This window comes from Herbaspirillum robiniae, from assembly GCF_002213415.1.
Taxonomy (GTDB): domain Bacteria; phylum Pseudomonadota; class Gammaproteobacteria; order Burkholderiales; family Burkholderiaceae_D; genus Herbaspirillum; species Herbaspirillum robiniae.
Map to the genome: position 1 here is coordinate 206,015 of NZ_NJGU01000010.1, position 26,478 is coordinate 232,492.

A 26,478-nucleotide genomic window follows, 5' to 3' on the forward strand; every position below is an offset into this window, starting at 1 on the left:
CTTTCCCACGTTAACAATTTGAGGAACGAAACGCAAAACTCGAAAGTCGCATAAGCTTAGTTGGAAATCTGATTTTCCCTTGCAGTTCCGAGAACCTAAACTCTTGCACTTTGCCCGTCCGGCGACCTGTGTTTCTTGGTGACGGATCCGGGCAGGCATCACCTTCCGGAGTAGCAGTGAATCCCGATTCAGCGACCGGGGTGCGCGTCGGCATTGACGTCGGCGGCACCTTTACCGATTTCGTCCTCTATGATGCCGGCCACAAGCGCCTGGCTTACCACAAGCAACCCAGCACGCCCGCCGATCCGGCGCTGGCGGTGCGCGACGGACTGGCCGCGCTGATCGCGCGGCAGGGGCTTTCCCCGGCCGACGTCGGCGTGCTGCTGCACGGGACCACCATCGGCCTGAACGCCATCATCCAGCGCCGCGGCGCGCGGGTGGCGCTGATTGCCAGCGAGGGCTTCCGCGACGTGCTGGAGATCGGCCGCGCGCGCATGCCGTCTTCCTTCGACTTCCACGCCACCCGCGAAGAACCGTTCCTGCCGCGCGAGCGCGTGCTGGAGATCGGCGCGCGCTTCAACCGCGACGGCGAGGCCACGCGCTGGCCCGCCGCCGACGAGATCGCCCGCGTGGCCGAAGGCATCGGCCGGCTGGAGTGCGACGCCGCCGTGCTGATGCTGATCAACGGATTTCTCCAGCCCGAGCGCGAGGCCGAACTGGCCGCCGCGCTGCAGGCCGCCTTGCCGGAGCATACGCGCGACGTCGCGGTGCTGTCGGCGGCGCAGACCTGGCCGGAGATCCGCGAATACGAACGCACCGTGGTGGCCACCCTGAACGCCTATATCCAGCCGCTGATGCGCCGCTATTTCGAGCGCCTGGCGCAACTGGTGGGCGAGCTGGGCATATCCGCACCCATCCTCGTGACCGCCTCCAACGGCGGTTCGCTGTCGCTGCAGGGAGCGCTGGCGCGTCCCATCGATACCGTGCTGTCGGGTCCGGCCTCCGGGGTCGTGGCCGCAGCCCGCCTGGCCGACGAATCGCACACGCCGCGCATCGTCACCTTCGACATGGGCGGCACCAGCAGCGATATCGCCGTCTCCCAGCACGGTCAGGCCGAGATGGTCACACGTACCGAGATCGGCGGCCTGCCGCTGGTGCTGCCGGTGGTGGGGGTGTCGGCCATCGGCGCCGGCGGCGGCTCGCGCATCCGCGTGGACGAACACGGCGTGCTCAAGGTCGGCCCGGAAAGCGCCGGTGCCGATCCCGGCCCGGCCTGCTACGGCCGCGGCGGCGACGATGCCACCGTCACCGACTGCTACCTCGCCACCGGCGTGCTGGACGCCGACGCCTTCGTCGGCGGCGCCATGAAGCTTTATCCCGAGCGCGCCATCAAGGCGCTGGACAAGGTCGCCGCCGCGCTGGGCGACAACAATCCCGACGCGGCCATCCGCGCCGCCTCCGGTGCACTGGCCATCGCCACCGCGCAGATGGCCTCCGAGCTGCGCAAGAGCCTGGCCCAGCGCGGTCTGGATCCGACCGAGTTCGCCCTGGTGCCGTTCGGCGGCGCCGGTCCGACCCACGCCAACTGGCTGGCCGAAGAGGCGGGCCTCGCGCACGTGCTGGTGCCGCAGAAACCCGGCACCTTCTGCGCGCTGGGCGCGGCCACCTCGGACCTGCGGCGCGATTTCGTGCGCAGCCTGCGCGTGGCCATCGACGAGCGCAGCGCGGCCGACGTGGCGGCGATCTGGAGCGCGCTGGCGGCGCAGGCGCAGGAGTGGCTGGACCAACAGGGCATGCATATGGGCGCAGAGGCGGGCGGCGCCACCGAGCTGCGCCATGCGCTGGACATGCGCTATGCCGGCCAGGCCTATGAGCTCAGCGTGGCCTTGCCCGAACCCCTGCCGTCGCCGCTGGATGCGCAGGTGCTGACCGAAGCCTTCCACAGCGAGCACGAACGCCTCTACGGTTTTCGCGACGAGGGCGCGCCGGTGGAGGTCTCGACCATCCGCCTGGCCATCGTCGGCCGCCTGGCCAAGGCCGGCGGCGCCCAACGCGAGGCCGGCTCCGGTTCGCCGGCGCCGCGTGCGCGACGGCGCGTGTTCCTGCTCGGCGGCTGGCACGAGGCCGGTGTCTACGGCCGTGAAGACCTCGGCGCCGGCGACCTGTTGCAAGGGCCGGCGATCATCGAGCAGGAAGACACCACGGTGCTGGTGCTGCCCGGTTGGCAGGGCCGCACCGATCGCCACGGCAATCTGCACCTGAAGCCGGTGGGCGCGCAAGACAATGCAGCACAGGGAGTATACGCATGAAACTCGATCCGGTAAGCATAGAAATCCTCGGCAACAAGCTGACCTCGGTGGCCGAGGAGATGTGCCTGACGCTGCAACGCACCGGGCGCACCCTGTACGTGAAGGAGACCGCCGACTTCTGCTGCGCGCTGGCCGGCCTGGACGGCAAGTTCTTCGCCTATCCGCGCGCGCTGGGGGTGTCCGGTTTCGTCGGACTGGATTGCACCGCCGCCATCGAGGCGGTCGGCGCGCTGGAGCCGGGCGACGTGATCCTGACCAACGATCCCTACCGCTCGCGTGGCCTGGCCACCCACCTGCCCGACCTGCAGGTGATCGAGCCGTATTTCCACGAAGGCCGCATCGTCGCCTACGGCTGGGGCTTCCTGCATGCTTCCGACGTCGGCGGCAAGGTGCCCAGCAGCATCTCGCCGACCAATCACGAGATCTTCCAGGAAGGCCTGCAGATCCCGCCGGTGAAGATCATGCGCGCCGGGCGGATGAACGAGGACGTGGCGCTGCTGTTTCGCGCCAACAGCCGCACGCCCGATGCCAACATGGGTGACCTGAAGGCCATGCTGGGCGCGCTGGCCACGGGCCGCGAGCGTGTGGCGCAGACCCTGGCCCAGCACGGCGGGCAAGCCTTCCTCGACGCCCAGGGCGACCTGGTGGAATACGCCGCGCTGCGCGCCCGCGCGGTGCTCTCGCGCATTCCGGAAGGCACCTACCGCTTCACCGACTATCTCGACGACGAGGCCGGCGCCGGCCTGCCGGTGCGTATCGCGCTGGCGGTGACGTTGAAGGGCGGCGGCATCGAACTGGACTTCACCGGCAGCGACCCGCAGGTGGCTGCCGCCATCAACATTCCCAGTCACGGCCTGCCGCATGCCTGGCTGACGCTGCGCATCCTGGCGCTGGTGGCGACGCTGGACAAGGGCGTGCCGATCAACGCGGGCCTGCTGAAACCGGTGTCGGTGGTGGCCCCGGCCGGCAGCATCGTCAATCCCTTGCCGGGCGCCGCCGTGGGCGTGCGCCACGCGGCTGCGGTGCGCGTCAACGATGCGCTCAACGGTGTGCTCGGCCAGGCGCTGCCCGAGCACATGCCGGCGGCCAGCGGCGGCACCATCATTCCGGTGGTGGTGGCCGAGCCTTCGCGCCATGGCCACGGCCAGAACGTGCAGGTCGTCGAACCCATGGTCGGCGGTACCGGCGGGCGTCGCGGCCGCGACGGCGCCGACGGCCGCGACAGCAGCATTTCCAACCTGTCCAACAACCCGGTCGAAACGGTGGAAGCCGAGACCGGGGTCGAGATCGTGCGCTACGGTCTGCGCGCGGACTCCGCCGGCGCCGGCCAATGGCGCGGCGGCAACGGCCAGGAGATCCGCTTCCGCGTGCTGCAGGACGACAGCTTCGTGCTGGCGCGCGGCATGGAGCGCCTGCGCTTTCGTCCGTGGGGCGCGCACGGCGGCGGTCCCGGCGCGCCGGCGCGGCTGGTGCTGCATCGCCCCGGCGAATCGCCGCGCGAGCTGGGCAAGATCGACCTGCTGCCGGTGGCCGCGGGTGACGAGATCGCCATCCAGACGCCCGGCGGCGGCGGCTGGGGCAATCCCTTCGAACGGGATCCTGGCGCAGTGCTGGCCGACGTCAGGCGCGGCCTGCTGTCGCCGGATGCGGCGCGGCGCGATTACGGCGTGGCGCTGTCCGGCGGCCCTGCGGGCGTGGCCGTCGATGACGCCGCCACCGTCGCGCTGCGCGCCCGGGAGCCCGAGACGCGCACCCGCTTCGGCGCCGAGCGCGAGGCCTGGGACAAGGTCTTCCCATCCGAGCAGCTGGACCGCCTGAACGCGGCGCTGTTCGCGCTGGCGCCGGCGGCCCGTCCGCGCCGTCGGCGCCAGGTCTTCGCCGCCGCGCTGGCGACCTTGCCGGAAGGTTTTCCGCAGTCGCTGGCGCATGAGGACGCGATACGCCAGGCCGCCGCGCATTTCGCGCGCGAGGTCGAGGCCTGTACCGCCTCGGCGGCGCCGGCCGCCTGAGTCGGCTTGCAAGCACCGAGATACGCATTCGATCCATCCGACCGAAATCCGATCAAACAACATGGAGAACACCGTGAAATCGATCCGCCTGATTCCCACCCTGGCTGTCACCCTGATTGCCGCCGCCATCCTCGCCGCCTGCGGCGACAAGAAACCCGAGGCGCCGCAGGCCGGCGCTGCCGCGCCCGCGCCGGCCGCCACCGACAAGGTGGTGATCGGCGTCTATGGCGGCGACTGGGAGAAGAACATCCGCGCCGCCGGCCTCGAGCAATACGCCAAGGACAACAAGATCAACGTCGAGATCGTGTCCGGCGCGGACGCCGAATGGCTGGCCAAGCTGCGCGCCTCCAACGGCAACAACCCGCAATACGACATCGTGGTGTTCCAGCCCGACTCGGTGCAGCGCGCCGCCGCGGCTGGCCTGCTGCAGCCGCTGGAAGCCGCCAACATCCCCAACCTGGCCAAACTTTATCCCTCGGTGCAGGAGAAGTTCACCAAGGACGGCAAGACCTACGCCGCCGCCTTCAGCCTCGGTCAGCTGGGCCTGGCCTATCGCACCGACCTGGTGAAGACCCCGCCCAAGAGCTGGCTGGACCTGTGGAATCCCGAATACAAGGGACACGTGGCGATCTCTTCGCCGACCTATGCGGCCGGCCTGCAGTTCTTTGCCGGCCTGACCCATGCGCTGGGCGGCGAGCTGAAGAATGACGCCGACGTCGACAAGACCTTCGCCAAGCTGGCCGAACTCAAGGGCAGCGCGGTCGCCTTCCCGGACAGCCCGGGCGCGATCCAGACGCTGCTGGAGCGCGGCGATGCATGGGTGGTGCCGTACTGGGACGGCCGCGTGTTCGCGCTGCAGAAATCGGGCCTGAAGGTCGGCTTCACCTATCCCAGCGACGGCCCGGTGGTGGGCGCGGCCAACTGGGTGATCGCCAAGGGCGCGCCCAACCTGGCCAACGCCTACAAGCTGGTCGACTTCCTCTCCAGCGACAAGGTGCAGAAGTCCTTCTCGGACGGTTCGCTGTACGGCATGACCAACCAGGACGTGCAGTACAACGAAGAACTGAAGGGCAAGGTGCAGGTCGGCGAAGAAGCGTACAAGAAGCTGATCTGGATCGACTATGAAACCGCCACGCCCAAGGTCGCCGACTGGAGCACGCGCTGGGCGCAGGCCCTGGGCAACGGAAAGTAAGGCGCGCATGAGCGCTATCGACATCCGTGGCGTGGCGCGCCGTTTCGGCGCGCTGCAGGCGCTGGACGGCGTGGACCTGCAGATCGCGCAGGGCGAGTTCTTTTCGCTGCTGGGCCCCAGCGGCTGCGGCAAGACCACGCTGCTCAACATCATTGCCGGCTTTCTCGAACCCAGCGCCGGCAGCGTCGCGCTGGGCGGGCGCGACATCACCCGGCTGGCGCCGCATGAGCGCGACATCGGCATGGTGTTCCAGAACTATGCGCTGTTCCCGCACCTGAACGTGTTCGACAACGTCGCCTACGGCCTGCGCGTGCGCCGGCAGAAAGGCGAGGCGATCCGCGAACGGGTGGCGAGCATGCTGGCGCTGGTGCGCCTGTCTGAGCTGGCGCAGCGCATGCCGCACCAGCTCTCGGGCGGCCAGCAGCAGCGTGTGGCGATCGCCCGCGCGCTGGCCATCAGGCCGCAGGTGCTGCTGCTGGACGAGCCCCTGTCCAACCTCGACGCCAAGCTGCGCAAGGAGATGCAGGCCGAACTGCGTCGCCTGCAGCGCGACGTCGGCATCACCACCGTGATGGTGACGCACGACCAGGAGGAAGCGCTGGGCCTGTCAGACCGCATCGGCATCCTGGGCGGCGGCCGCCTGCAGCAGGTGGGCACGCCGCTGGAGCTGTACCGCCAGCCGGCCAACCGCTTCGTCGGCGAGTTCGTCGGCCAGGCCAACCTGATTGCCGCGCAGCCCGAGGGCGGCGGCTATTTCAAGGCGCTGTCGCACGAGGCCGCCGAAGGCGTGCCGCTGCGCCTGTTCGCAGGCGAAGGGCAGGCCGGGCAGACGCTGTTCCTGCTGCGACCGGAACGCATCCGCCTGGCCGAACCCGACGGCGCGCCGGCCGGACCCAACGTGGTGGAGGGCCAGGTGCGCGAGGCCAGCTACGCCGGCGCCGAACTGCACCTGACGGTGACGCTGCCGGGCGCGGGCGTGCTGCATGTGGCGGCCCCGGAGTCGCTGTTCGGCCAGGTGCCGCAGGCCGGCGTGGGCGTGCGCCTGTCGTGGGAGGCGCATGACCTGGTGCCGCTGCCGGACGACAATGCGGCGGCGCAGGGAAGCGCCGCATGAGCCGCGGGCGCATCGTCGGCGGTTCGCTCTTCCCCTGGCTGCTGCTCACGCCGGGCATGCTGTTCCTGATCGCCTTCCTGGTCGCGCCCGGCCTGCTGCTGGCCGCGCTGTCGCTGCGCGACGTCGACGGCATGCTGATGGTGCTGCCGACCTACGGCTTCTCGCAGTACATCAAGGTCTTCACCAGCGCCGGCTATCTCGACGCGCTGGGCACCACGCTGTGGGTGGCCGCGCTGACCGCCGTGCTGTGCGTGCTGCTGGCATGGCCTGCGGCCTGGCTGCTGGTCAACACCCGCAGCCGCGCCTGGCGCACGGTGCTGTACGTGATCCTGATCTCGCCGCTGCTGACCAGCGTGGTGATCCGCACCTTCGCCTGGATCGTGCTGCTGGCGCAGAACGGCCTGATCAACGACGTGCTGCGCAAGCTGGGCGTGATCGACGCGCCGCTGGCGCTGCTGTGGAACATGAAGGCGGTGATCGTGGCCTACGTGCAGGTGATGCTGCCGTTCGCGGTGTTGCCGCTGGCGACCTCGCTGGGCGAGATCCCGCCGGCGCTGCCGCGCGCCTCGCAGTCGCTGGGCGCCGGCGCGCGTCATACCTTCTTCAACGTGCTGCTGCCGCTGACCATCCCGGGCATGATGAGCGGCGCCATCATCGTCTTCGCGCTGGCCGCGGGCAGCTACGTCACGCCGCTGCTGATCGGCGGGCGCCTGCAGCCGCTGCTGCCGATCAATATCTATCAACAGGCGCTGCAGATCGCCAACCTGCCGCTGGCGGCCGCGCTGTCGCTGACGCTGCTGGCGGTGACGGCGATCATCGCCGCCGTCATGAGCCGCCTGCAGAAACAATGGGAGCGCCGCGTCTATGGCCACTGACAACGACACCCTGCGCACCTCCGGCGGACCCTGGCGCTGGGCCGGGATGGGCGCCGGCGCGCTGGTCTACCTGTTCCTGCTGCTGCCGGTGCTGGTGATCTTCCTCTCGGCGTTCAGCCCGGAGGCTTATCCGCAGTTTCCGCCCAAGTCGTTCTCGCTGCGCTGGTTCCAGGCTTTTGTCGATAACGGCGCGTGGCTGCGCGCGCTGCAGGTGAGCGCGTGGCTGCTGCTGGTGGTGACGCCGCTGACCACCATCCTCGGCACCACCGCCGCCTATGCGCTGGCGCGGCTGGATTTTCGCGGGCGCGAGCTGCTGCAGGCCTTCGTGCTGTCGCCGCTGATCATTCCGCAGGTGGTGCTGGGCATCGCGCTGTTGTATGTGCTGACCGCGGCCGGCCTGGCCGGCTCGATGGCGGGCCTGGCGATCGGCCACACGCTGGTGGCGCTGCCCTATGCGGTGCGCACCGTCTCGGTCAGCCTGGCCAGCATGGACCGCCGGCTGGAGGCGGCGTCGATGAACCTCGGCGCCACGCCGGCCTATACCTTCCGTCATGTGACGCTGCCGCTGATCCGGCCGGGCATCGTGGCCGGCGCCGTGTTCGCCGCGGTGACCTCGTTCGGCGAGGTCTCGGTAAGCCTGTTCCTGACCGCGCCGGGCACGGTGAGCATGCCGGTGCGCATCTTCACCTACATCGACCAGACTTTCGACCCGGTGGTCAATGCCGTGTCGGCGGTGTTCATCGTGCTGGCGGTAGCGGCGCTGGTGCTGATCGAGCGCACCATCGGCCTGACCAAGGCCATGTGAGCATTCCCACCCGGCGATACGCGCCGTATGGTCACAATGTTGTCACACGAGTTAAATATGATCGCTGATTGATCAAAATTTCATTCGCGGGCAAGCACGGTGGACAGCCATTTCAGCCTTTCCCCGGCGATGGGGAACAAGTTGTTTCAACCGACGGCGGGGGCGCTGGCGGTGAATGTACCGGTGGTCTCGTTCGATGAGAACAATGCCAGGGTGCTGGAGATCTTCGGCCAGCACAAGGAGCTGGTGAGCCTGCCGGTGGTCGAGGGGGACCGGCCGATCGGCCTGATCAGCCGGCATATCTTCATGTCGCAGATGTCCAAGCCGTATCACCGCGAGCTGTATGAGCGCAAGAGCTGCATCGCGTTCATGGACAAGGACCCGCTGATCGTCGACACCGGCACGCCCATCGAAACCCTGGGCGCGATGGCGGTCGCCTCCGGCGACAAGACGCTGGCCGACGGTTTCCTGATCGTCGAGGGCGAGCGGTTGCGCGGGCTCGGCTCCGGCCTTGAGCTCATGCGCGAGCTGGTGGCCCTGCAGGTCGAGAAGAACCGCCAGGTCATGCAGAGCATCGACTACGCCAGCGTGATCCAGCGCGCCATGCTCAGCGCCTCGCGCTCGGCCATGTCGCAGGCGCTGGACGACGCCTGCCTGGTCTGGGAGCCGCGCGACGTGGTCGGCGGCGACTTCTACCATTTCGAACATCATCCCGACGGCTGGTTCGCCGCCGTGGCCGACTGCACCGGGCACGGCGTGCCGGGGGCCTTCCTGACCCTGATCGCATCGTCGTCGCTGAAACAGGCGCTGGAGCTGCACGGGCCGCGCAATCCGGCGCTGGTGATGAACGAGGTCAACCGCAGCATGAAGCGCGTGCTGGGCCAGCAGGGCGGATCGGGCAAGGAGGCCGGCGCGCAGTCGGATCTGCAGTCCGAATCCGACGACGGCATGGACGCCTGCTTCTTCTGGTTCGACGCCGGCACGCGCGAGCTGACCTGCGCCAACGCCAAGATGTCGCTGTTCGTGCTCTCGGGCGAGGGCGACGAGGTGCAGACCATCGACGGCAAGCGCACCGGACTGGGCTACGTCGACACCCCCGACGACATGCAATGGGACAACCGCAGCGTGCAGGTCGCGCCGGGCGCCATCGTGTTCGTCTCCACCGACGGCATCATCGACCAGATCGGCGGCGCCAAGAACATCGCCTTCGGCAAGCAGCGCCTGCGCAAGAGCATGCTGGAGCATCGCCACCTGCCGATGGCCGAGCTCGGCCGCCAGGTCATGGCGGGGCACCGCAGCTACCAGGGCGGCCAGCGCCGCCGCGATGACGTCACCTTCTTCGGCGCCCGCCTGGGCGGCGCCGCCAACCTTCAACACGGACAACAGGCATGAGCGGTATCCAGCAGGAATGGGCGGAGTTCCAGAGCTACGTAGAGCGTCGCGACGTGATCTTCTATTACGTCGGATATTTTTCGCAGACCATCATCGCGGCCATGGCCGATGCGGTGAAGCTGCGCGCCGAGCACACCGGCGCGGTCGGCCAGACGCGCCGCAAGCTGTTCTCCTCCTTCATCGAGATGGCGCAGAACATCGTCCACTACTCGTCCGACCTGCACGAGAAGGAAGGCCGCGCGACCGAGCCGTCAATGCGCCACGGCGCGGTGTTCATCACCCTGACCGACGGCATCTATTACCTGCATTGCGCCAATCCCGTCGACGCCGAAATGGCCGAAAAGCTGCGCGCCAAGCTCGAACACCTGCGCACCATGACCATCGACGAGATCAAGGCCGAGTACAAGGAAATGCTGCGCTCGGAAACGCCGCCCGACAGCAAGGGCGCCGGACTGGGCTTCCTGACCGTGGCGCGCGACGCCAGCGCGCCGCTGGATTTCGAATTCTCCCCGCCGGCGGAAGACGGCGCCTTGACCTTCTATCTGAGGGCCACCATCTGACGTCGCCCGGCATCGGGCCATTTTGCATTCAGGAAAAGTATTCATGGACAACTTATTCATCGCCGCCAGCGCCAGTTCCCCCGAAGTCGATTTTCGCTTCGATGAACGCACGCTGGCATTGAAAGGCGAATCCTATCCGGAGAACGCGGCGCAGTTCTGGGGCGAGATCATCGCCACGCTGCGCCGTTTCCTGGCCGACGACGAAGGCGGCGCGGCCATCACCGTGAACGTGGCGCTGTCCTACTTCAACAGCTCCAGCACCAAGATGCTGTTCTCGCTGTTCGATGCCTTGAACGAGAAGGCCGAAGAGGGCACCGAAGTGGTGCTGAACTGGTACCACGACGAGGATGACGACACCATCTTCGAGTTCGGCCAGGAGCTGCAGGAGGATTTCTCGGCGCTCGTCTTCAATGACCACGCGGTACAGAGCTGATGACCGACGTCGACCTTTTCGAGGCTGAAGCCGAGGCCCTGGAGCGCGCCAACACGGTCCTGGCCAGCGGCACGCAGGAGCTCACGCGCTACCGCGCGGCGCTGGAGGAGCTGGTGCAGAACTACGGCCAGCTGATGCGCCAGAGCCGCCGGCTGATCTCGCGCAGCGACCGCACCGAGCGCGAGCTGAACCAGCTCAATTCGCGCCTGAAGCAGCTGAGCGACGAACTCGAATACAAGGCGCGCCACGACAACCTGACCGGCGCGCTCAACCGCGGCGCGGTGTTCGAGAGCGCGCATCGCATCCTGGAAAAATCGGCGATGTCGGTGATCGTGCTGGACATCGATTTCTTCAAGCGCATCAACGACGAGTTCGGCCATCCGACCGGCGATGCCGTGATCCGCGAGCTGGTCAATCGTCTGCGCGTGGCGCTGGGCGATGTGGGCCTGATCGGCCGCGTCGGCGGCGAGGAGTTCTCGATCCTGCTGGCCGGCATGGCGCTGGACGAGGCCGTGGTGCTGGCCGAACACATCCGCCAGGCGATCTCCGGCGAACTCTTCCCCTGCCTGCCGTCGCGTCCGGTGACCTCCAGTTTCGGCGTATCGTGGAGCGTCGCCGGCGGCGACTTCGAAGACGCCTATGCGCGCGCCGACGAGGCGCTCTACCAGGCCAAGCGCGGCGGACGCAATCGCGTGGAGCGCGAGGCGGCCTGATCGCCGCCGCTGCCACGCTTTCTTCTTCAGCGCCCCGACGGCGTGGGGCCAACCCCGCGCCGGCCTTTGCGCTACCATCGGTGAGCCGCAGGCGGGCGCCGTGTCGGGTTCCGCCGGGCACTTGTCCACCTCGCAGGGTCTTCCATGTCCATTCGCCGCCTGATCGCCGTCTCCATCCTGCCGTTGGCAGGCCTTCTTTCCGCCTGCACGCAGGCGCCCGTATCGCCTCAGGGCGGCGTCGGCGCGAGCAGCTCCACGCGCGCCGAAGCCAACAAGCGCAACGCGCTGGCGTTCTATGACGCCTTCTTCAACCGGCACGACCTGACGGCCGCGCAGCGCTACGTCGCGCCGGGCTATATCCAGCACAACCCCCGCGTGGCCAGCGGCCGCGACGCCTTCGTCAATGCCTTCACGCAGATTTTCGCGCGCTATCCCCAACGCCGCAGCACGGTCCACAAGGCCATCGCCGACGGCGACCTGGTGGCGCTGCACGTGCATACGGTGACCGGGCCGGATGACCGCGGCATGGCCATCGTCGACATCTTCCGCTTCGACGGCGACGGCAAGATCGTCGAGCACTGGGATGTGATGCAGCCGGTGCCGGAGTCCACGGCCAGCGGCAACGGCATGTTCGACTGAATCAGCCCAGGAGTGCGCCGGCGGCTGCGCAGCACAACACGGCCAGCCAGGGGGGACATCTGCCGGACTGGAGCGCCGCCAGGGCCGCAAGGGCGATGATGAAATCCTTTGGCGCAAATAAGGCCGATGTGCCGACGGGGTAATACAGGGCCGCCGCCAGCAGTCCGACCACGGCGGCATTGACTCCACCCAGCGCCGAACGCATGCGGCTGCTGCGGCGCAGGTCGGCCCAGAACGGCATGGTGCCCGCCACCAGCAGGAAGGACGGAGCGAAGATGGCGAGCAGGCAGATCATGCCTCCCGACCAGCCGGAGGGCGCAACCTGCATTGATGCGCCGAGGAACGCGGCGAAGGTGAACAGCGGGCCGGGTACCGCCTGCGCGGCGCCGTAGCCGGCCAGGAAGACGTCGTTGCTGACCAGCCCGCCCGGAACCACTTCCGCCTGCAGCAGCGGCAGTACAACGTGGCCGCCGCCGAATACCAAGGCGCCGGTGCGGAAGAAGGCGGAGACATCGGCCAGTGCTTGCCACGGCAGTGTGGAAGCCAGCAACGGGAGCAAGGCCAGCAGGGCGCAGAACAACGCCAGCCACGCGATGCCGGCGCGCTTTGCGATGGTGACCGGCATCGGTTCATTTCCGGTTTCGTGCGGCGCCTGCAGTATCAGCACGCCGCCCACGCCTGCGACGACGATGATCGCCAATTGTCCGGCGGCGCCCGGGAGCAGCAGCGTAGCGCCGGCGGCCAAGGCCGCGATGGCGATGCGCGGTGCATCGGTGCACAGCTTGCGCGCCATGCCCAAGACGGCCTGCGCCACCACGGCAACGGCCGCCAGTTTCAGGCCGTGCAGCATATCTGGCGGCAGATGGCTTCCATGCGAAATTCCCAGCGCGAACAGGATCAGGGCGACCGCCGACGGCAAGGTAAAACCGGCCCAGGCGACAAACGCGCCCGGATAGCCATGCCGCAGGATCCCCACCGCCATGCCGACCTGGCTGCTGGCAGGTCCCGGCAAAAACTGGCAGAGCGCGACCAGGTCGGCGTAGCCTTGTTCGGACAGCCAGTGCCGGCGGGCGACGAATTCGTCGCGGAAGTAGCCGAGATGGGCGATCGGGCCGCCGAAGGAGGTCAGGCCGAGACGCAGGAAGATCAGAAACAGGCCCCAAGTGCTTTCTTTTTCGTTTGTCGTATGAGTCTGTGTCTGGAGCATCGATGCGTCTTCCCTTGATCTGGTCAGCGCCATTATGCGTCGGATCACCGAGGCCACGAGGCGTGTCGCGGGTCGCCGTTGCCGGATTGGGACGTTGCGCATGCGGAACGGCAAAGCGCTGTACCGGCCGCCGACTCTTGGCTATGATTTATCCACAAGCAACACCTGCGCGCAGGACGTTGCGTTACGACAAGAACGGCCCGTGGGGAGCCGCATAAGAAGCAGGGACGGGAAGGGATGAAATTCCTCAGAAAAGACCATCAGTGGAAGATCGGGCACCTGGTGTTCGGCGCGCTGATTTCCTTCATCGGCATCCTCACGTTCTTCGGGGCGGCCGGGTTCTTCTGGCTGCAGCACGACTTGGAGGAGAAGATCGTCCAGCCGTTGCTGGAGCGCGAGGTCAATCGCGTGCTGGAAGGGTTCAAGTCCGAATACCTGGCCGGCGGCATCTTCATCAAGCAGATGCAGGGCCTGCTGCTGGAGTCCCAGGTCACGCTGCACGGCGACCTGCTGGGCGTGGCCCGCTTCATCGAGGCGCTGGCGCGCAGGGAGAATACCGAGGATCCGCGCTTCTCTTACATCCAGTTCGGCAACAACCGGGGCGAGATGATCGCCGTCAACCTCAAGGGCGACGGCAACCTGGCGTTCTACATCAAGGACGAGCAGCATCGCGGCGGCCTGCAGCAGTTCGACATGCGTCCCGATGCCGAAGGCGCCGCGCCGCAAGGCATGACCAGGGACTACGATCCGCGCAAGCGCCCCTGGTACGCCAACGCCACCGCGGAATGCCCGCAGGTGTCTTCCATCTATTTCAGCATGGGCGCGGACGCGCAGTGGAACGCCTCGATCACCTGCCCGGTCAACCGCTCGCCGGAGGACCAGGGCGTGATCGCCGTCGACCTGTCGTCGGGGCGGCTGCAGAAGCTGCTCGACGCGGCGGTGCGGCAGTCGCTGGTGTCGGGCGTGTTCATCGTCGACGACAACGACCGCGTGCTGCTCAAGTCGGAGCGCCTGAGCAGCAGCGACAAGGCCTTCCTGCTGGAAGGCGACAGCGAGAAGCCGCGCTTCAGCGAGCTGGTGGTGTCGCGCCTGAACGCCGACCACTCGCGCATGATCAACCTGCACACCGACTCGCACGGCAAGTTCCTGATCTACCAACAACCCTTGACCGAGATGGGCAGCGTGGCGGGCGACATGGCGCATTTCCGGGTGCTGGTCATCTCCTCGCGCGACGAGCTGCTGTCGGTGTTCAACAGTTTCTTCTGGATGAGCTGGATCGCGCTGGCGTTGATCGTCTTCGGCGCCTATATCCTGATCCGCGTCTATCGCGGCAGCATCACCTTCCCGCTGATCCGCCTGCGCGAGCAGGCCGAGAACGTGGCGTTCAGGGAGGTGGTGAGCTCGCACGAGTTCGAGCTGCTGTACCCGAAGGGGCGCGCGATCGAGGAGATCGTATCGGTGCAGGACGCGGTCGAGAAGATGGCCAACAGCCTCTATTCGCTCTATCAGGAATTGCGCGATAAGGTCGACCGCGACGAGGAGAGCGGCCTGCTCAGCCTGATCGGCGCGGCCGACCGGCTGGAGGGGGCGAAGTGGGAGGAGGCCACCGTCTGCGTGGTCGAGATCAGCAACTACGTGCAGCTCTCCGACACGCTCAACAAGGTCGCGCTCAGGCATCTGTGGCACAGCCTGTGCACGCAGGTCTCGCCGGTGTGGGCGGATTTTCCGCCGAACCGGCTGTTCCGCTGCCGTTACAGCGAGAGCCGCATCGCCATCGTGATGCTGGGCGCGCCGCATGAGCACGAGCCGATGCTGGAGCGGCTGCGGCAGAAATCGGACCTGGTGCTGGGCACCGGCGCGCAGGAAGAGGTGCGGGTGTTCCTGTGCCTGGGCGTGAGCCATTGCCGCGAGCGCAGCCGACCGGCCATGGAGAAGAGTTTTGCCAATGCCGTCCTCGCGCTGCGCCAGGCGCAACTGGCGGGAGGCGGCGGCTTCAGCGTCTTCCAGCAGTCCATGCTGGAGAAGGAGGAGCGGGTGCAGGCGCTGCTGGGCGCGATGGATTCGGCCAGCATCGAGGACGAGTTCACGATGGTGTACCAGCCGATCTGCGACCTCAGGAGCGGGCGCATGCACGGCGTCGAGGCGCTGATGCGGTGGCAGTCGCCGTTGTTCGGCGCGGTCTCGCCGGCCGAATTCATTCCGCTGGCCGAACGCAGCGAGCGGATCACGCAGCTGGGCGCGCTGGCCCTGCGCAAGGTGGCGCGCGACGTCGCCGCGATGCAGGCGGCGGGCTTGCTGCCGCCGGGCTTTACCGCCCATATCAACGTATCGGCGCGGCAGGCGATGAACGTGCACTTCTTCGAACAGGTGCGCGATATCGCGCTGGCGGCCGGATTGCCGCCCGGACTGCTGACGCTGGAGCTGACCGAGAGCCTGCTTGTGGACGACGCCCATCATTTGCGCGCGCAGTTCCGCCGGCTGGCCGATTTCGGGTTCGGGCTGTGCCTGGACGACTTCGGCACCGGCTATTCGTCGCTATCGACGCTGCACAATTTCAACTTCGATTGCGTCAAGCTGGATCGGTCGTTCATCGTCCGTTCCACCGAAGAGGGGCGGGCCTCGGCGGTGCTGCCGGCCATCGTCGGCATCGCCAGGTCGCTGAAGATGAGCTGCGTGGCCGAAGGGGTGGAAACGCCGGAGCAGGCCGCCGTGCTGCGCGCGATGGGATGCGAATACGTGCAGGGCTACCTGTTTGCGCGCCCGATGGGCCTGGCGCCGCTGCAGGCCTGGATGGCCGACAACGCCCGCGCCGACATCAGCGGCGGCTGAGCGCCGGCGCGCCGCATACGCGGCGGATCAGCTCGCGCAGCCAGCGGTGGACGGGATCCTGTTCCAGCCGCGGATGCCACATCAGGGAGATGGTGATCTTCTCGGTCGTCACCGGCAGGTCGAAGGCGAAGGTGGCGGCCGAGCGCGCGTTCTTCTGGCGCTCGGGCGGCACCTCCAGGAAGGACGCCGGCACCAGCGCCACCAGGTCGGATGCGCGCGCCACCGCCAGCGCGGTCGGAAAGCTGGGCACCATCGCCGCCACCTTGCGCTCCAGTCCCGCGGCGGCCAGCGCCTGGTCTACCGGGCCATGGCTGTTGCCGTAGCGCGAGACCACCACATGGCCGAAATCCAGATAGCGCTCCACCGTGATCTTGCGCATGGCGGCCAGCGGATGATCCTTGCGCACCACGCCGACGAAGCGGTCGCGGTACAGCGCCTGGATGCGCACCTCCGGCCCCATGTCGCCGACCACGCCGATCTCGAGGTCGGCCGTGCCTTCGCGCAGGAAGGTCGGGGACTTCTCGGTCTTGGTTGCGAAACACAGCCGCAGCAGCGGCGCCTCGGCGTGCACCGCGCTGATCAGGCGCGCGCCGAAGGCTTCGACGAAGCCGTCGTTGGCGCGGATGGTGAAGGTACGGTTCAACGTCGACAGGTCGGGTTCGGGCGCGGCCGGGCGCAGCAGCGAGCGCGCTTCGTGCACGGCGTTGCGCGTGCGTTCGCGCAGGCCTTCGGCGCAGGGCGTGAGCACCATGCGGCGTCCCGCCCGAACCAGCAGCTGGTCGCCGGTCTCCTCGCGCAGGCGCGCCAGGGTACGGCTCATGGCCGAGGCGCTCAGGCGCAGCCGGCGCGCCGCCCGCGCCACGCTTTCTTCGGTCAGCAGGGCGTCCAGCGCGATCAGCAGGTTGAGGTCGGGTTCGGACATGCGGGCCATCCTAACATGCCAGATATGGCGTTTGGCGCAGGTATTAGTTGCAAATGCTGCGCCTTCCGCCATGACTGGCCGGCCGATATAGTGTGCATATCAGCATCAACATCGACAGGATAAGCACAGCCATGGAATTGTTCTCAGACCAGCCCGGCGACGAGGGCTTGCCGGGCGCCGAGCGGCGCCTGGCCATGATCGCCGTGATGACCGCCACCACCATGGCGGTGTTCGACGGCACCATCGTCAACGTGGCGCTCCCGCAGATCACGCGCGCGCTGGACGCGCCGGTGGGCACCGCCATCTGGGTGGCCAACGGCTACCTGCTGGCTACCGCCATGACGCTGGCGACGTTCGCCTCGCTCTCCGGCCGGATCGGTTTTCGCACGCTCTTCAGCGCCGGGCTGGCGGTGTTCACGCTGGCCTCGCTCGGTTGTGCGCTGGCGCCTTCCATGAACCTGCTGATCTTCATGCGCGTGCTGCAGGGTTTCGGCGGCGCGGCCATGCTGAGCATTGCGCCGGCCATCCATCGCACCATCTTCCCCAACCGCCTGCTCGGGCGCATCCTGGGCATGAACGCGGTGCTGATCGCCACCAGCACCGCGGTCGGGCCGGCGCTGGGCGGCACCTTGCTGGCGGCGCTGAGCTGGGAGTGGCTGTTCGCCATCAACGTACCGCTGGGACTGGTTGCGATCTACCTGTCGCTGCGCGCCATCCCCGGCAAGCGCAGCGCCACGCGCGCGCCGTTCGACGTAGCCGGCGCGCTGCTGTCGGCGGTGTCCATGGGCGCGATGATCATGGCCGCGGATGCCTGTGCGCAGCTGGCGCATCACGGGCAGGAGGGCGAGGCGGCGCTGACCGCCGGCGCTTATGCGCTGGTCAGCGTGGCCGCCGGCATCGGCTTCGTGAAGGTGCAGCGCCGCGCCCGCGAGCCGCTGCTGCCGCTGGACATCTTCGCTTCGGCGCGCTTCTCGCTGGCGGCGCTGACTTCGCTGGTTTCCTTCGTGGGGCAGGGGATCGCCTTTGTGGCCTTGCCCTTCCTGTTCCAGAACGCTTACGGCTATACCGCGTTCGAGTCGGCCCTGTTGTTTACGCCCTGGCCGATCGGCATCGTGCTGGTGGCGCCGCACGCCGGCCGCCTGGCGGATCGCCATTCGCCGGCCTTGCTGTCGACGGCGGGACTGGCGCTGTTTACCGTCGGGCTGGGTTTGCTGGCGCTGCTGCCGGCCCAGGCGCAGGCCTGGGACATCTGTTGGCGCGCGCTGGTCTGCGGCATGGGATTCGGCTTCTTCCAGAGCCCGAACAACCGCGAGATGCTGGGCAACGTGTCGCGCGAGCGCAGCGGCAATGCGTCGGGCGTGCTGGCGATCATGCGCACCTTCGGGCAATGCCTGGGGGCGGCGGTGCTGGGCATCATCCTCTCGGTCTATGCGGCGGCGGCCCTCTCCCACGGCGAGGTGCACATGAGCGCGCTGGAGGACGCGGCGGCGATCCGGCTGGCCTTGTGGGTGGCCGTCGGGGCGACCGCGCTGGCGAGCCTGGTCAGCTTCAGCCGCATCAGGAAGGCGAGGGTGGTCGGCGCCTGATGCCGCACGGAAACGGTGGGGGCAGATTCTTTCACGCGCTTGACATGCTACCTACTAAAAGGTAGGCTGCGTGCATGGTGAATTCTTCAGGCACTTCCGACAATATCCTGCGCTGTGCGCAGACCCTGATCGTGGCCGGCGGCTACAACGGCTTCAGCTATGCCGACATCGCCAAGGTGGTCGGCGTGCGCAATGCCAGCATCCATCATCACTTCCCGAGCAAGGCCATCCTCGTGCAGACGCTGGTGGCGCGCTATCGGCAAGAGGTCGAGGCGGGAATCGCCGAGATGGAGCGGCAGGTGACCGACCCGCTCGGCCAGCTCTGCGCCTACACCGGGTTCTGGGAAGGATGCATTGACCAGGCGGCTACCTCGTTTTGCGTCTGCGCGCTGCTGGCCAGCGAGATGCCCTTGCTGCCGGAGGAGATCGCGCTGGAGGTGCGGGCGCATTTCCGTTCGCTCTCGGCCTGGCTGGCCTCGGTGTTCGAGCGCGGCGCCAAGCTCGGCAGTTTCGCATTGAGCGCCCCGCCCAAGGTGGAGGCGGAGATGTTCCTGGCCGCGGTGCACGGCGCCATGTTGTCGGCGCGCGCGTATGGGGACCCCAAGATGTTCGGCGTGATCATCAATCCCGTGGTGGAACGACTGGTGCGCAAGGCGTGAGCCGCAAGGCTTGCTGGAGGCCAGTGACGGCCTCTCATTTTTATCCAATTTATCTACCGATTAGTAGGTAGTTATTTAAATCTTCTTTCTCTGCAAAGGACTCTTTCATGTTCGGAATTTCTCCCCTGGGCTGGGTGCATACGCTGGGCAGCCTGCCGGCCATCCCGGTCGCCGTCTACATGTTCGCCCGCCATGGCCGCATCGTGCCGCGTTCCATTCCTGGTGCGATCTACTTCGTGTCCATGCTGATCGGTGCGTTGACCGTGCTGCTGGTGGCGCACCAGTCGATCAGCTACGGCATCGCGGCGGCGACCCTGCTGTTCCTGCTGGCAGGTTATGGCGTCGGCTGGCTGCCGCTGGGGCGCGCAGGTGTTTATCTGGAGACTGGTTTGTTGACGGTGACGAGCTTCCTGTTGATGGTGCCGACCGTGAGCGAGACCCTGCGCCGCGTGCCGGATGGCCATCCGATCGTGACCGACCTGAAGTCGCCACTGCTGCTCGGCGCACAGGGCGCGCTCTTCGTGCTGCTGGTGGTCGGGCTGGTCGCGCAGGTCCTCTACCTGCGCAGGAAAGGGCGGCCTGCGGGAATCGCCGCACAGTGATTTAATCGAGGTTCAATGCAACTCGGAGGAGGTCGTATGGCGCGCAATCCGGTGACTGCCGTTATTCCCGTGGACCCCGTCGGCGCCGTCCGGCGTGTGGACAGCGGCTCGACGTATTATCGGCATCTTGAATCCTGGCGGATCTATTCCGAGGTCTATGCCGCCGAGCGGCGGGCCAGGGACAGGCGAGATTTGAAGGCTGGGTTGGGGTGGGTGTTGAGTTGGTGTGGAGATTTCAAAGAATGATTCTGGTTCGTTCCGCGCCTGGACCAGCGATGCAATTGAATCTGCAGCGGTAATAAAGCGGGAGGAAATGGCCCGATGGGGCCATGCGGCGGGAATCTCCCGGGATTGCGCTTGCAAGCGCAATCCGCTCGCCCGGCGCGACGCATGCGTCGCGAAACCCCGGACTCGCCCCGCGTCCGTGCCGGACGCGGGATCGATCTGCGGCGTCAAAAAACAAAAGGAAATGGCCCCGATGGGGCCATGCGGCGGGAATCTCCCGGGATTGCGCTTGCAAGCGCAATCCGCTCGTCCGGCGCGACGCATGCGTCGCGAAACCCCGGACTCGCCCCGCGTCCGTCCCGGACGCGGGATCGATCTGCGGCGTCAAAAAACAAAAGGAAATGGCCCCAACGGGGCCATTTCCTTTTGTTTGGTGGAGGCGGCGGGAATCGAACCCGCGTCCGCAAGCACTCTACAGACAGTTCTACATACTTAGTGCTGTCATTTGATTTAACCCGGCCGCCGCGGACGCACACGCTGCGGAAAGGCTAGTCACCTAAGATTTAACCCCGGTTCAAGTGACCCGTTCCGAGGCGATTCTCTGTAAATGACTCCACTGCTGTTGCCAGCCCACCCCAGAGACGAGATGGTGTGGAGCTAACCGCGATTAAGCGGCCAGTGCGTACGAGTTATCGTTAGCAGTTATTTACGTTCTGACTGTATTTACGAGGTAATCAGGCCTCGGTATGCCCTGCGCTGCTTTGCAACCCACGTCGAAACCAAGTCGCCCCCGCAGAAGAGGAATTATAACCTACTGTATGGGCATCCACGCCGTTATCAAGAGCCGGGCGCCATTTCCGTGCATTGCGGTGTTGCCGGGCGTCATTGGATGTTCAGGTCGACCCGCGCCCGCGGCTCCTTTTCGGGGATGCCGTCGCCGTTGAGCTTGGGGGCGATCAGGAAGATGCGTTCCGGCGGGATCACGCTTTGCTCCTGCAGATAGTTGCGGACCTGGTCGGCGCGCGCCTGGGCCAGCTTGCGCAGGTCGTCTTCGGTGACCTTGGTGTTGCCGACGATGAGCTTTTGCATCTCCTCCGGCGGCAGCGACTTGGCGAAGCCGATCACGTTGCGCGGCTTGTCGAACTTGCCATCCTTGTAGACGCGCTCCATGTACTTGGCGCGGTCGGCGTCGCTCAGCTGGACCGGGCCGGAGGGCTGGCCTTCCTTTTCGATCAGGTCGCGGCGCTTCAGGGCGCGCATCTGGCGGTTCAATGCTTCCTGGCGCAGGCCTTCGTCGTCGACCTGGGGATCGACGCGACCGGTGATGTCGAGCTTGATGCCGGGACGTTCATTGAGCACATAGCCCAGCGCATCGAGCTTCTTGCGGACCTCCGGCGTGATCTCCGAGGAGCCCGGCTGGAACTCGATATAGCGCAGTTCGCCGATGTTGTCGGAGCTGTGGAACATCGAGCCGATCAGCGCGAACGGCGAGGTCACGGCCTTGACGATCAGGTTCACGAACACGCGCACGATGATGCCGCCGACCGAGAATTCCGGGTCCGAGAGGGAGCCTGAAATCGGCAGGTTGAGGTTGATGTTGCCGTCGCGGTCCTTGAGCAGCGACACTGCCAGCATCACGGGCAGCTTGGTGGCGTCGGGGCTGTCGACGCGCTCGCCGAAGGTCAGCTGTTCGATGCGCACATCGTTTTGCGCCACCAGCTTGTCGTTCTCGATCTTGTATTGCACATCCATCGACAGCTTGCCCTTGGTGATCGGGTAGCCGGCGTACTTGGCCGAGTAGGGCGTCAGTCGCGGCAGCTGCACGCCGTTGGCGCTGGCCTTGATGTCCAGGAACATGGGCTTGAACAACGGATTGAGCGAGCCCGAGATCTGCAGCGGCGCGTCGTTGTCGATCTTGCCGCTGATGTTGACCGGCGCCGGCTGCGGTTTCTCCGAGGAGATTTCGCCGATGGTGCCGGCCAGGTTGGTCATGTTGGCGGTGTAGTTCGGCTTGACGAAGTTGTCGGTGTAATTGATGTTGCCGGCGGCCAGCACCACTTGCCCGACGCGGATCACCGGCGCATTGGCGTCGGCCGCGGGGGCGGTGACCGGGGCGGTCGAGGTGGTGGTCTTGCGCGAGGTGGAGGAGGGCTGGTCCTTGCCATCCTTGCCATCCTTGTCGCTCTTCTTGCTGTCGTCGGTGATCGAGCCCTGCGATTGCGCGTCCGAGACGACGATGTCGCGCAGGTTCAGGCGCCCCTGTTCGGACAGGATGGCGCGCGCATAGAAGTTGTTCAGCGAGACCTTGTCCAGCGACACCTGCGGGCGACCGCCCAGTTTGGCCTGGATGCCGGCGAGGTCGAGCGAGCGCCAGCGCAGGAAGTCGGTGGAGGTGACCTTGTCCTGCATGCGCAGGTTGTTGACCGCGGCGCTGCCGTTGTAGCTGAGCGCGAACTTCTGCTGCTCCAGCGGCGGCGTCACCGCCAGCTTGCCCTTGGCGCTCAGCAGGCCGCTGGTCAGCGTCACGTTGAGCACATTGGAGAAGTAGCCTTGGAACGGCGCGACCGGCAGCGAGCGGGCGTCGAGTTCGAGCTCCACGTTTTTGAACTGCGGCGCGGCCTGGCCCCTGATGTCCAGCTTGCCGCTCTTGTCGAATTGCGCCTGCAGGCTGATCTTGGTGTTCTGGTCCAGTTTGCTGGAGAGGTTTTGCACCTGCAGGTTGATGCCGCTGATCTGCAGCCTGGATTTGGCGGTGGCGGCGTCCTCGAAGTTGATGGTGCTGTCGGCCAGGCTGAAGGTGTTCAGGCGCGCCACCCACGGCGATTGCGCGGCGGACTTGCCCGATGGCTTGGCGGCGGCGGGCGCCGGCGCGGCTGGCGGGTGGTCGGCCCCTTGGGCGGTGCCGGCCTGCAGTTTCTGCACGCTGAAGACGCCGTCGTTTTCACGGCGGATGTCGCCCACCAGGCCGCTGATGCGGATGGCGTCGGCCTGCGCCTGGTGCGCGGCGAGATCCAGCGTCGCCTTTTGCAGCGCTATCGATTTCACGGTGATGGCGCTGGCGGTCTTGGCCTTGGGCGAGAGCTTGAGCGTGGCCAGCTCGAGGCCGGCGTCGTCCAGCTTCAGCTGGCCGTCCTGGAAGCGAACCGTGGCGGCGCCCGAAAGCTTGCCCGAGACGCTGGCGGCCAGCGAGCGGTTCAGGTAATTCTGGTAGCCGGCGATGTCGATGCCTTCCAGCGTCGCACGGCCGCCGAGCTGTGCCTTGAGCGGCGCGATGTCGCCGTCGAAGCCGATCTTGCCGTGGCCGTTTTCCACCGCCGAGATTTTCAGCGTGGCGGGCTTGGCGTCGGCGGCGGTGGAGATCTGGGCGGCGTCGATGGTGAGCTGGCTCAGCTGGATGGCCTGCGCCGGCGAGGCATTAGCCTCGTCGCGCCAGTTGATCTCGCCGTCGCGCACGTTCAGTTGCTGCACCAGGATGGCGGCGGCTTTCTTTTCTTCCGCGGATGCCGGGGCCGGAGCGGTCGCCGTAGCGGCAGCGGCAGCGGCGTTCTTCTCCGGCTTGTTCTTGCCTGCGGCGGCCGGTTTGCCGCCGGCCAGCGCGCGTACCCAGTTGATCTCGCCGCGCGCGTTCATGGCGGCCCAGACCTGGGGCGCATCGAGCGTGACCTGGCGGATGTCTCCAGCGGCTGCCAGCACGTCGAACTGATTCAGGGTCGCGGCCAGTTGTTTGGCCTTGAACAGCTGGGCCTGGCTCTTGTCCTGCAGCGAGACGTCGTCAAGCGCGATGTCGCCGGAGAGCGCCACTTTCGGTTTGCCGTCGGTGCGCACGAAGCCCAGGTCCAGTTTGGTCGTCAGTTTGGCGCTTTGCAGGATCACCGGCAGCTGGGCCGGCACGAAGGGCAGGTAGCTGACCACGTCCAGCTTGTCGATGTCGATCGCGAACGTCGATTCCTGGGTGCCGGAGAAGGGTTTGCTGCGGCCCTTGAGCAGGAAGGGCGTGCCGTTGACGGTGGCCGAGAGCTGCGGCTGCACGAAGCTGTCGATGCTGCCGGGCAGATTGGAGATGAAGGGCAGGCCGACCTGCAGCGCGGCGATGTCGATGTTCTTGCCGCTGACCTTGTCTTCGAAGCGCAGCTTGCCGTCCTGCAGTTGCACATTGGCCAGCGAGAACAGCGTCTTGGAATCGCTCTTGGGCATCGCGTCGATGCGCTCGAGGATGTCGGAGAAGTTGTAGTGGCCGATACCGTCGGCATCCAGGCGCACCACATGGACGTCGGGCGCGGTCAGCTTGATTTCGTCGAGCACCGGCGCCAGGCGCAGCAGCGAGAAGGAAGAGGCGTTGACCAGCAGCGACTTGGCGGCAAAGAAGGGCGTCTTGCCATCCTGCTCATAGAGCGTGACGTCGGAGACCGTCAGCGCCAGGCGCAAGGGATTGAAGGCGACCTCGCCGATGTCGAGCTTGCGGCCTATCTTTTGCTGCGTCTGCTCGATCGCGGTCTTCTTGACGAAGGAGGGCAGGGCCAGCCAGGCGACGGCGGCCAGCACCAGCAGGACGGCGACGATCCAGGCCAGCCACTTGAGCGGGCGGCGCAGGCGCTCACGATTCCAGTTCTTGAAGTTTGCCGCAATGCGCGCATTGGCCATGGCCGGTGTTCCTTGTCGATGCTCCGGCGGACGGCTGCGTCAATCAGAACAGGCGGCGCCATTGCGTATTGTGATTTTGTTCGAGTTGCCGAGGCCCCGGATTGCACGGGCTCCTGAGCGTCATTCTAATGCGCCGGGAGAAAACTGTAAGCGTTGCGGCGCACCCGGCCCGCGCGTGTGCGCGGACTGGTTCTCAGAGGCGAAAGGAAGGGCGAAGTTTCAGCGCGCCGCGGCGGTCTCCGGCACGCCGCGCCGCGGGGCCGTTCAGGCCAGCAGTTGCAGCAGCTGCAGCGGCTCGTGGGCCAGGGCATCGGCCTCCCAGGAGGCAGGCGCGCTGTGGCCGCAGTAGCCCCAGGCGGCGGCCACCGTGGGCATGCCGGCGGCGCGGCCGGCCTGGATGTCGCGCAGGTCGTCGCCGACATACCAGCAATCCTCGGGCGCCAGCTGCAGGCGTTTGGCGGCTTCCAGCAGCGGGGCCGGATGCGGTTTGGGATGCGGGGTGGTGTCGCCGGAGACGGTGCAGCCGGCATGGCCCAGGCCGATCTGCGGCGTCAGCTTGTCGGTGAAGCGCGAGGCCTTGTTGGTGACGATGCCCCAGGCGATGCCGCGCGCTTCAAGCTGCGCCAGCAGCTCGGGCACGCTGTCGAAGAGCTTGCTGTGCGCGGTCATGTTGGCTTCGTAGCGGTCCAGGAAGCGCGCCTTGAGTGCTTCGTAGCGCTCGTCGCCGGGATGGATGTCCAGCGCGGCGCCGATCAGTCCGCGCGCGCCGGCCGATGCGACCGGACGCAAGGTCTCGTAGGGCGCCGGGTCCATGCCGTGTTCCTGGCGCAGGAAATTGGCGGCGGCGGCCAGGTCGGGAGCGGTGTCGGCAAGCGTGCCGTCGAGGTCGAACAGGATCGCGCGCGGCGGGCGTAATGGCATGGCGGGAGCGGAAAAATCAGTGGGGTTGAAGATGCGCCGCGGCAGGAGCGCCGCGGCGTACGCGGAATCAGGCAGCCTTGGTGCAGGCCACCAGGTAGTTGACGTCGGTATCCTGGTTCAGCGAGTAGATCCGGGTGAGCGGGTTGTAGCTCATGCCCTTGAAGGCGTCGATCTCCAGGCCCGCTTCGCGCGTGTAATGCGCCAGTTCGGCCGGGGTGATGAACTTGGCGTAGTCGTGCGTGCCCTTGGGTAGCATGCGCAGGAGGTATTCGGCGCCCACGATGGCCAGCAGGTAGGCCTTGGGATTGCGGTTGAGCGTGGAGAAGAACACCTTGCCGCCGGGTTTGGCCAGCGTCGCCGCGGCGCGCACGATGGAGGCGGGATCGGGCACGTGCTCCAGCATCTCCATGCAGGTCACCACGTCGTACTGGCCGGGCTCGCGCGCGGCCAGGTCTTCGGCGGCGATCTTCTCGTAGCGCACCTGCACGCCGGACTCCATGCTGTGCAGGTCGGCCACTTTCAGCGCCTTGTCGGAGAGGTCGATGCCGGTGACGACGGCGCCTTTGACGGCCATCGATTCAGCCAGGATGCCGCCGCCGCAGCCGATGTCGACGACTTTCTTGCCGGCCAGCGGGGCGCGTGCGTTGATCCACTCCAGGCGCAGCGGGTTGATTTCGTGCAGGGGGCGGAACTCTGAACCCGGGTCCCACCAGCGGTGGGCCAGTTCACTGAATTTCTGGATCTCTTGGGGATCGGCGTTGGTAGCATTCATAGACAGAATGATAGCCGAAAGAGCGTCGGGCGTCGGGAAGGGCTAAATCAAACAGGCATAAAAAAACCCCGCC

General features: G+C 66.9%; 21 protein-coding genes and 1 other RNA gene. 16 read left to right on the plus strand and 6 right to left on the minus strand.

Features of this window, described 5'->3' with window-relative positions; all coding sequences use genetic code 11:
• Positions 1-176 precede the first annotated feature (176 nt).
• From CEJ42_RS18880 to CEJ42_RS18930, 11 genes are all read left to right on the plus strand, one after another.
• The gene (locus CEJ42_RS18880) at positions 177-2,309 is read left to right on the plus strand and encodes a hydantoinase/oxoprolinase family protein (RefSeq protein ID WP_088752134.1); all 2,133 of its coding nucleotides are present in this window, start codon (positions 177-179) and stop codon (positions 2,307-2,309) included.
• Positions 2,306-4,318, plus strand: coding sequence for a hydantoinase B/oxoprolinase family protein (locus CEJ42_RS18885; protein WP_088752135.1), 2,013 nt, complete (start codon positions 2,306-2,308; stop codon positions 4,316-4,318). Before CEJ42_RS18880 ends, CEJ42_RS18885 begins: the two co-directional genes overlap by 4 nt.
• 73 nt (positions 4,319-4,391) lie before the next feature.
• Positions 4,392-5,510, plus strand: coding sequence for an ABC transporter substrate-binding protein (locus CEJ42_RS18890; protein ID WP_088752189.1), 1,119 nt, complete (start codon positions 4,392-4,394; stop codon positions 5,508-5,510).
• 7 nt (positions 5,511-5,517) lie between these two features.
• Complete coding sequence (locus CEJ42_RS18895) at positions 5,518-6,624, plus strand: ABC transporter ATP-binding protein (RefSeq protein WP_088752136.1); 1,107 nt, start codon at positions 5,518-5,520, stop codon at positions 6,622-6,624.
• Entirely contained in the window at positions 6,621-7,499 is an 879-nt protein-coding gene (locus tag CEJ42_RS18900) for an ABC transporter permease (protein WP_079218444.1), read from the plus strand. Before CEJ42_RS18895 ends, CEJ42_RS18900 begins: the two co-directional genes overlap by 4 nt.
• Positions 7,489-8,304 carry an ABC transporter permease gene (locus tag CEJ42_RS18905; RefSeq protein WP_079218445.1) on the plus strand — a complete coding sequence of 272 codons (816 nt, stop codon included), beginning with the start codon at positions 7,489-7,491 and terminating at the stop codon, positions 8,302-8,304. Before CEJ42_RS18900 ends, CEJ42_RS18905 begins: the two co-directional genes overlap by 11 nt.
• Before the next feature lie 129 nt (positions 8,305-8,433).
• On the plus strand, positions 8,434-9,696 hold the full coding sequence (locus CEJ42_RS18910; RefSeq protein ID WP_088752137.1) for a SpoIIE family protein phosphatase: 1,263 nt from the start codon (positions 8,434-8,436) through the stop codon (positions 9,694-9,696).
• The gene (locus CEJ42_RS18915; RefSeq protein ID WP_079218447.1) at positions 9,693-10,256 is read left to right on the plus strand and encodes a SiaB family protein kinase; all 564 of its coding nucleotides are present in this window, start codon (positions 9,693-9,695) and stop codon (positions 10,254-10,256) included. The genes CEJ42_RS18910 and CEJ42_RS18915 overlap by 4 nt, the downstream gene beginning before the upstream one ends.
• Positions 10,257-10,299: 43 nt before the next feature.
• The gene (locus tag CEJ42_RS18920) at positions 10,300-10,689 is read left to right on the plus strand and encodes a DUF1987 domain-containing protein (RefSeq protein ID WP_079218448.1); all 390 of its coding nucleotides are present in this window, start codon (positions 10,300-10,302) and stop codon (positions 10,687-10,689) included.
• On the plus strand, positions 10,689-11,402 hold the full coding sequence (locus CEJ42_RS18925) for a GGDEF domain-containing protein (RefSeq protein ID WP_079218449.1): 714 nt from the start codon (positions 10,689-10,691) through the stop codon (positions 11,400-11,402). The genes CEJ42_RS18920 and CEJ42_RS18925 overlap by 1 nt, the downstream gene beginning before the upstream one ends.
• A 144-nt stretch (positions 11,403-11,546) precedes the next feature.
• On the plus strand, positions 11,547-12,041 hold the full coding sequence (locus CEJ42_RS18930; protein WP_088752138.1) for a nuclear transport factor 2 family protein: 495 nt from the start codon (positions 11,547-11,549) through the stop codon (positions 12,039-12,041).
• Position 12,042: 1 nt separating this feature from the next.
• Here CEJ42_RS18930 and chrA read toward each other — a convergent pair whose 3' ends face one another.
• On the minus strand, positions 12,043-13,248 hold the full coding sequence (gene chrA / locus CEJ42_RS18935; protein WP_088752139.1) for a chromate efflux transporter: 1,206 nt from the start codon (positions 13,246-13,248) through the stop codon (positions 12,043-12,045).
• 237 nt (positions 13,249-13,485) lie between these two features.
• Between chrA and CEJ42_RS18940 the strand changes: the two genes are divergently transcribed.
• Complete coding sequence (locus tag CEJ42_RS18940; RefSeq protein ID WP_088752140.1) at positions 13,486-16,077, plus strand: EAL domain-containing protein; 2,592 nt, start codon at positions 13,486-13,488, stop codon at positions 16,075-16,077.
• Here CEJ42_RS18940 and CEJ42_RS18945 read toward each other — a convergent pair.
• Positions 16,064-16,999 carry a LysR family transcriptional regulator gene (locus CEJ42_RS18945; RefSeq protein WP_088752190.1) on the minus strand — a complete coding sequence of 312 codons (936 nt, stop codon included), beginning with the start codon at positions 16,997-16,999 and terminating at the stop codon, positions 16,064-16,066. The genes CEJ42_RS18940 and CEJ42_RS18945 overlap by 14 nt on opposite strands.
• Positions 17,000-17,130: 131 nt before the next feature.
• On the opposite strand from CEJ42_RS18945, the gene CEJ42_RS18950 reads away from it, so the two are divergent.
• From CEJ42_RS18950 to CEJ42_RS18965, 4 genes are all read left to right on the plus strand, one after another.
• The gene (locus CEJ42_RS18950; protein ID WP_088752141.1) at positions 17,131-18,585 is read left to right on the plus strand and encodes a DHA2 family efflux MFS transporter permease subunit; all 1,455 of its coding nucleotides are present in this window, start codon (positions 17,131-17,133) and stop codon (positions 18,583-18,585) included.
• A 74-nt stretch (positions 18,586-18,659) separates the two neighbouring features.
• Entirely contained in the window at positions 18,660-19,244 is a 585-nt protein-coding gene (locus tag CEJ42_RS18955; RefSeq protein WP_079218452.1) for a TetR/AcrR family transcriptional regulator, read from the plus strand.
• A gap of 107 nt (positions 19,245-19,351) precedes the next feature.
• Positions 19,352-19,846 carry a hypothetical protein gene (locus CEJ42_RS18960; RefSeq protein WP_088752142.1) on the plus strand — a complete coding sequence of 165 codons (495 nt, stop codon included), beginning with the start codon at positions 19,352-19,354 and terminating at the stop codon, positions 19,844-19,846.
• A 36-nt stretch (positions 19,847-19,882) separates the two neighbouring features.
• Complete coding sequence (locus CEJ42_RS18965) at positions 19,883-20,092, plus strand: hypothetical protein (RefSeq protein ID WP_088752143.1); 210 nt, start codon at positions 19,883-19,885, stop codon at positions 20,090-20,092.
• 410 nt (positions 20,093-20,502) lie between these two features.
• Here the strand turns inward: CEJ42_RS18965 and ssrA are convergent.
• The 4 genes from ssrA to ubiG all read right to left on the minus strand — a co-directional run bounded on the left by ssrA (position 20,503) and on the right by ubiG (position 26,405).
• Positions 20,503-20,863, minus strand: a transfer-messenger RNA (tmRNA) gene (gene ssrA, locus CEJ42_RS18970).
• A 90-nt stretch (positions 20,864-20,953) separates the two neighbouring features.
• Entirely contained in the window at positions 20,954-24,712 is a 3,759-nt protein-coding gene (locus CEJ42_RS18975; RefSeq protein ID WP_088752144.1) for a DUF748 domain-containing protein, read from the minus strand.
• A 264-nt stretch (positions 24,713-24,976) separates the two neighbouring features.
• A complete protein-coding gene (locus CEJ42_RS18980; RefSeq protein ID WP_088752145.1) occupies positions 24,977-25,633 on the minus strand; it encodes an HAD family hydrolase in 657 nt (218 codons plus the stop codon).
• A 67-nt stretch (positions 25,634-25,700) separates the two neighbouring features.
• Positions 25,701-26,405, minus strand: a complete 705-nt coding sequence (gene ubiG, locus CEJ42_RS18985) for a bifunctional 2-polyprenyl-6-hydroxyphenol methylase/3-demethylubiquinol 3-O-methyltransferase UbiG (RefSeq protein ID WP_088752146.1) — start codon at positions 26,403-26,405, stop codon at positions 25,701-25,703.
• Positions 26,406-26,478: the final 73 nt, after the last annotated feature.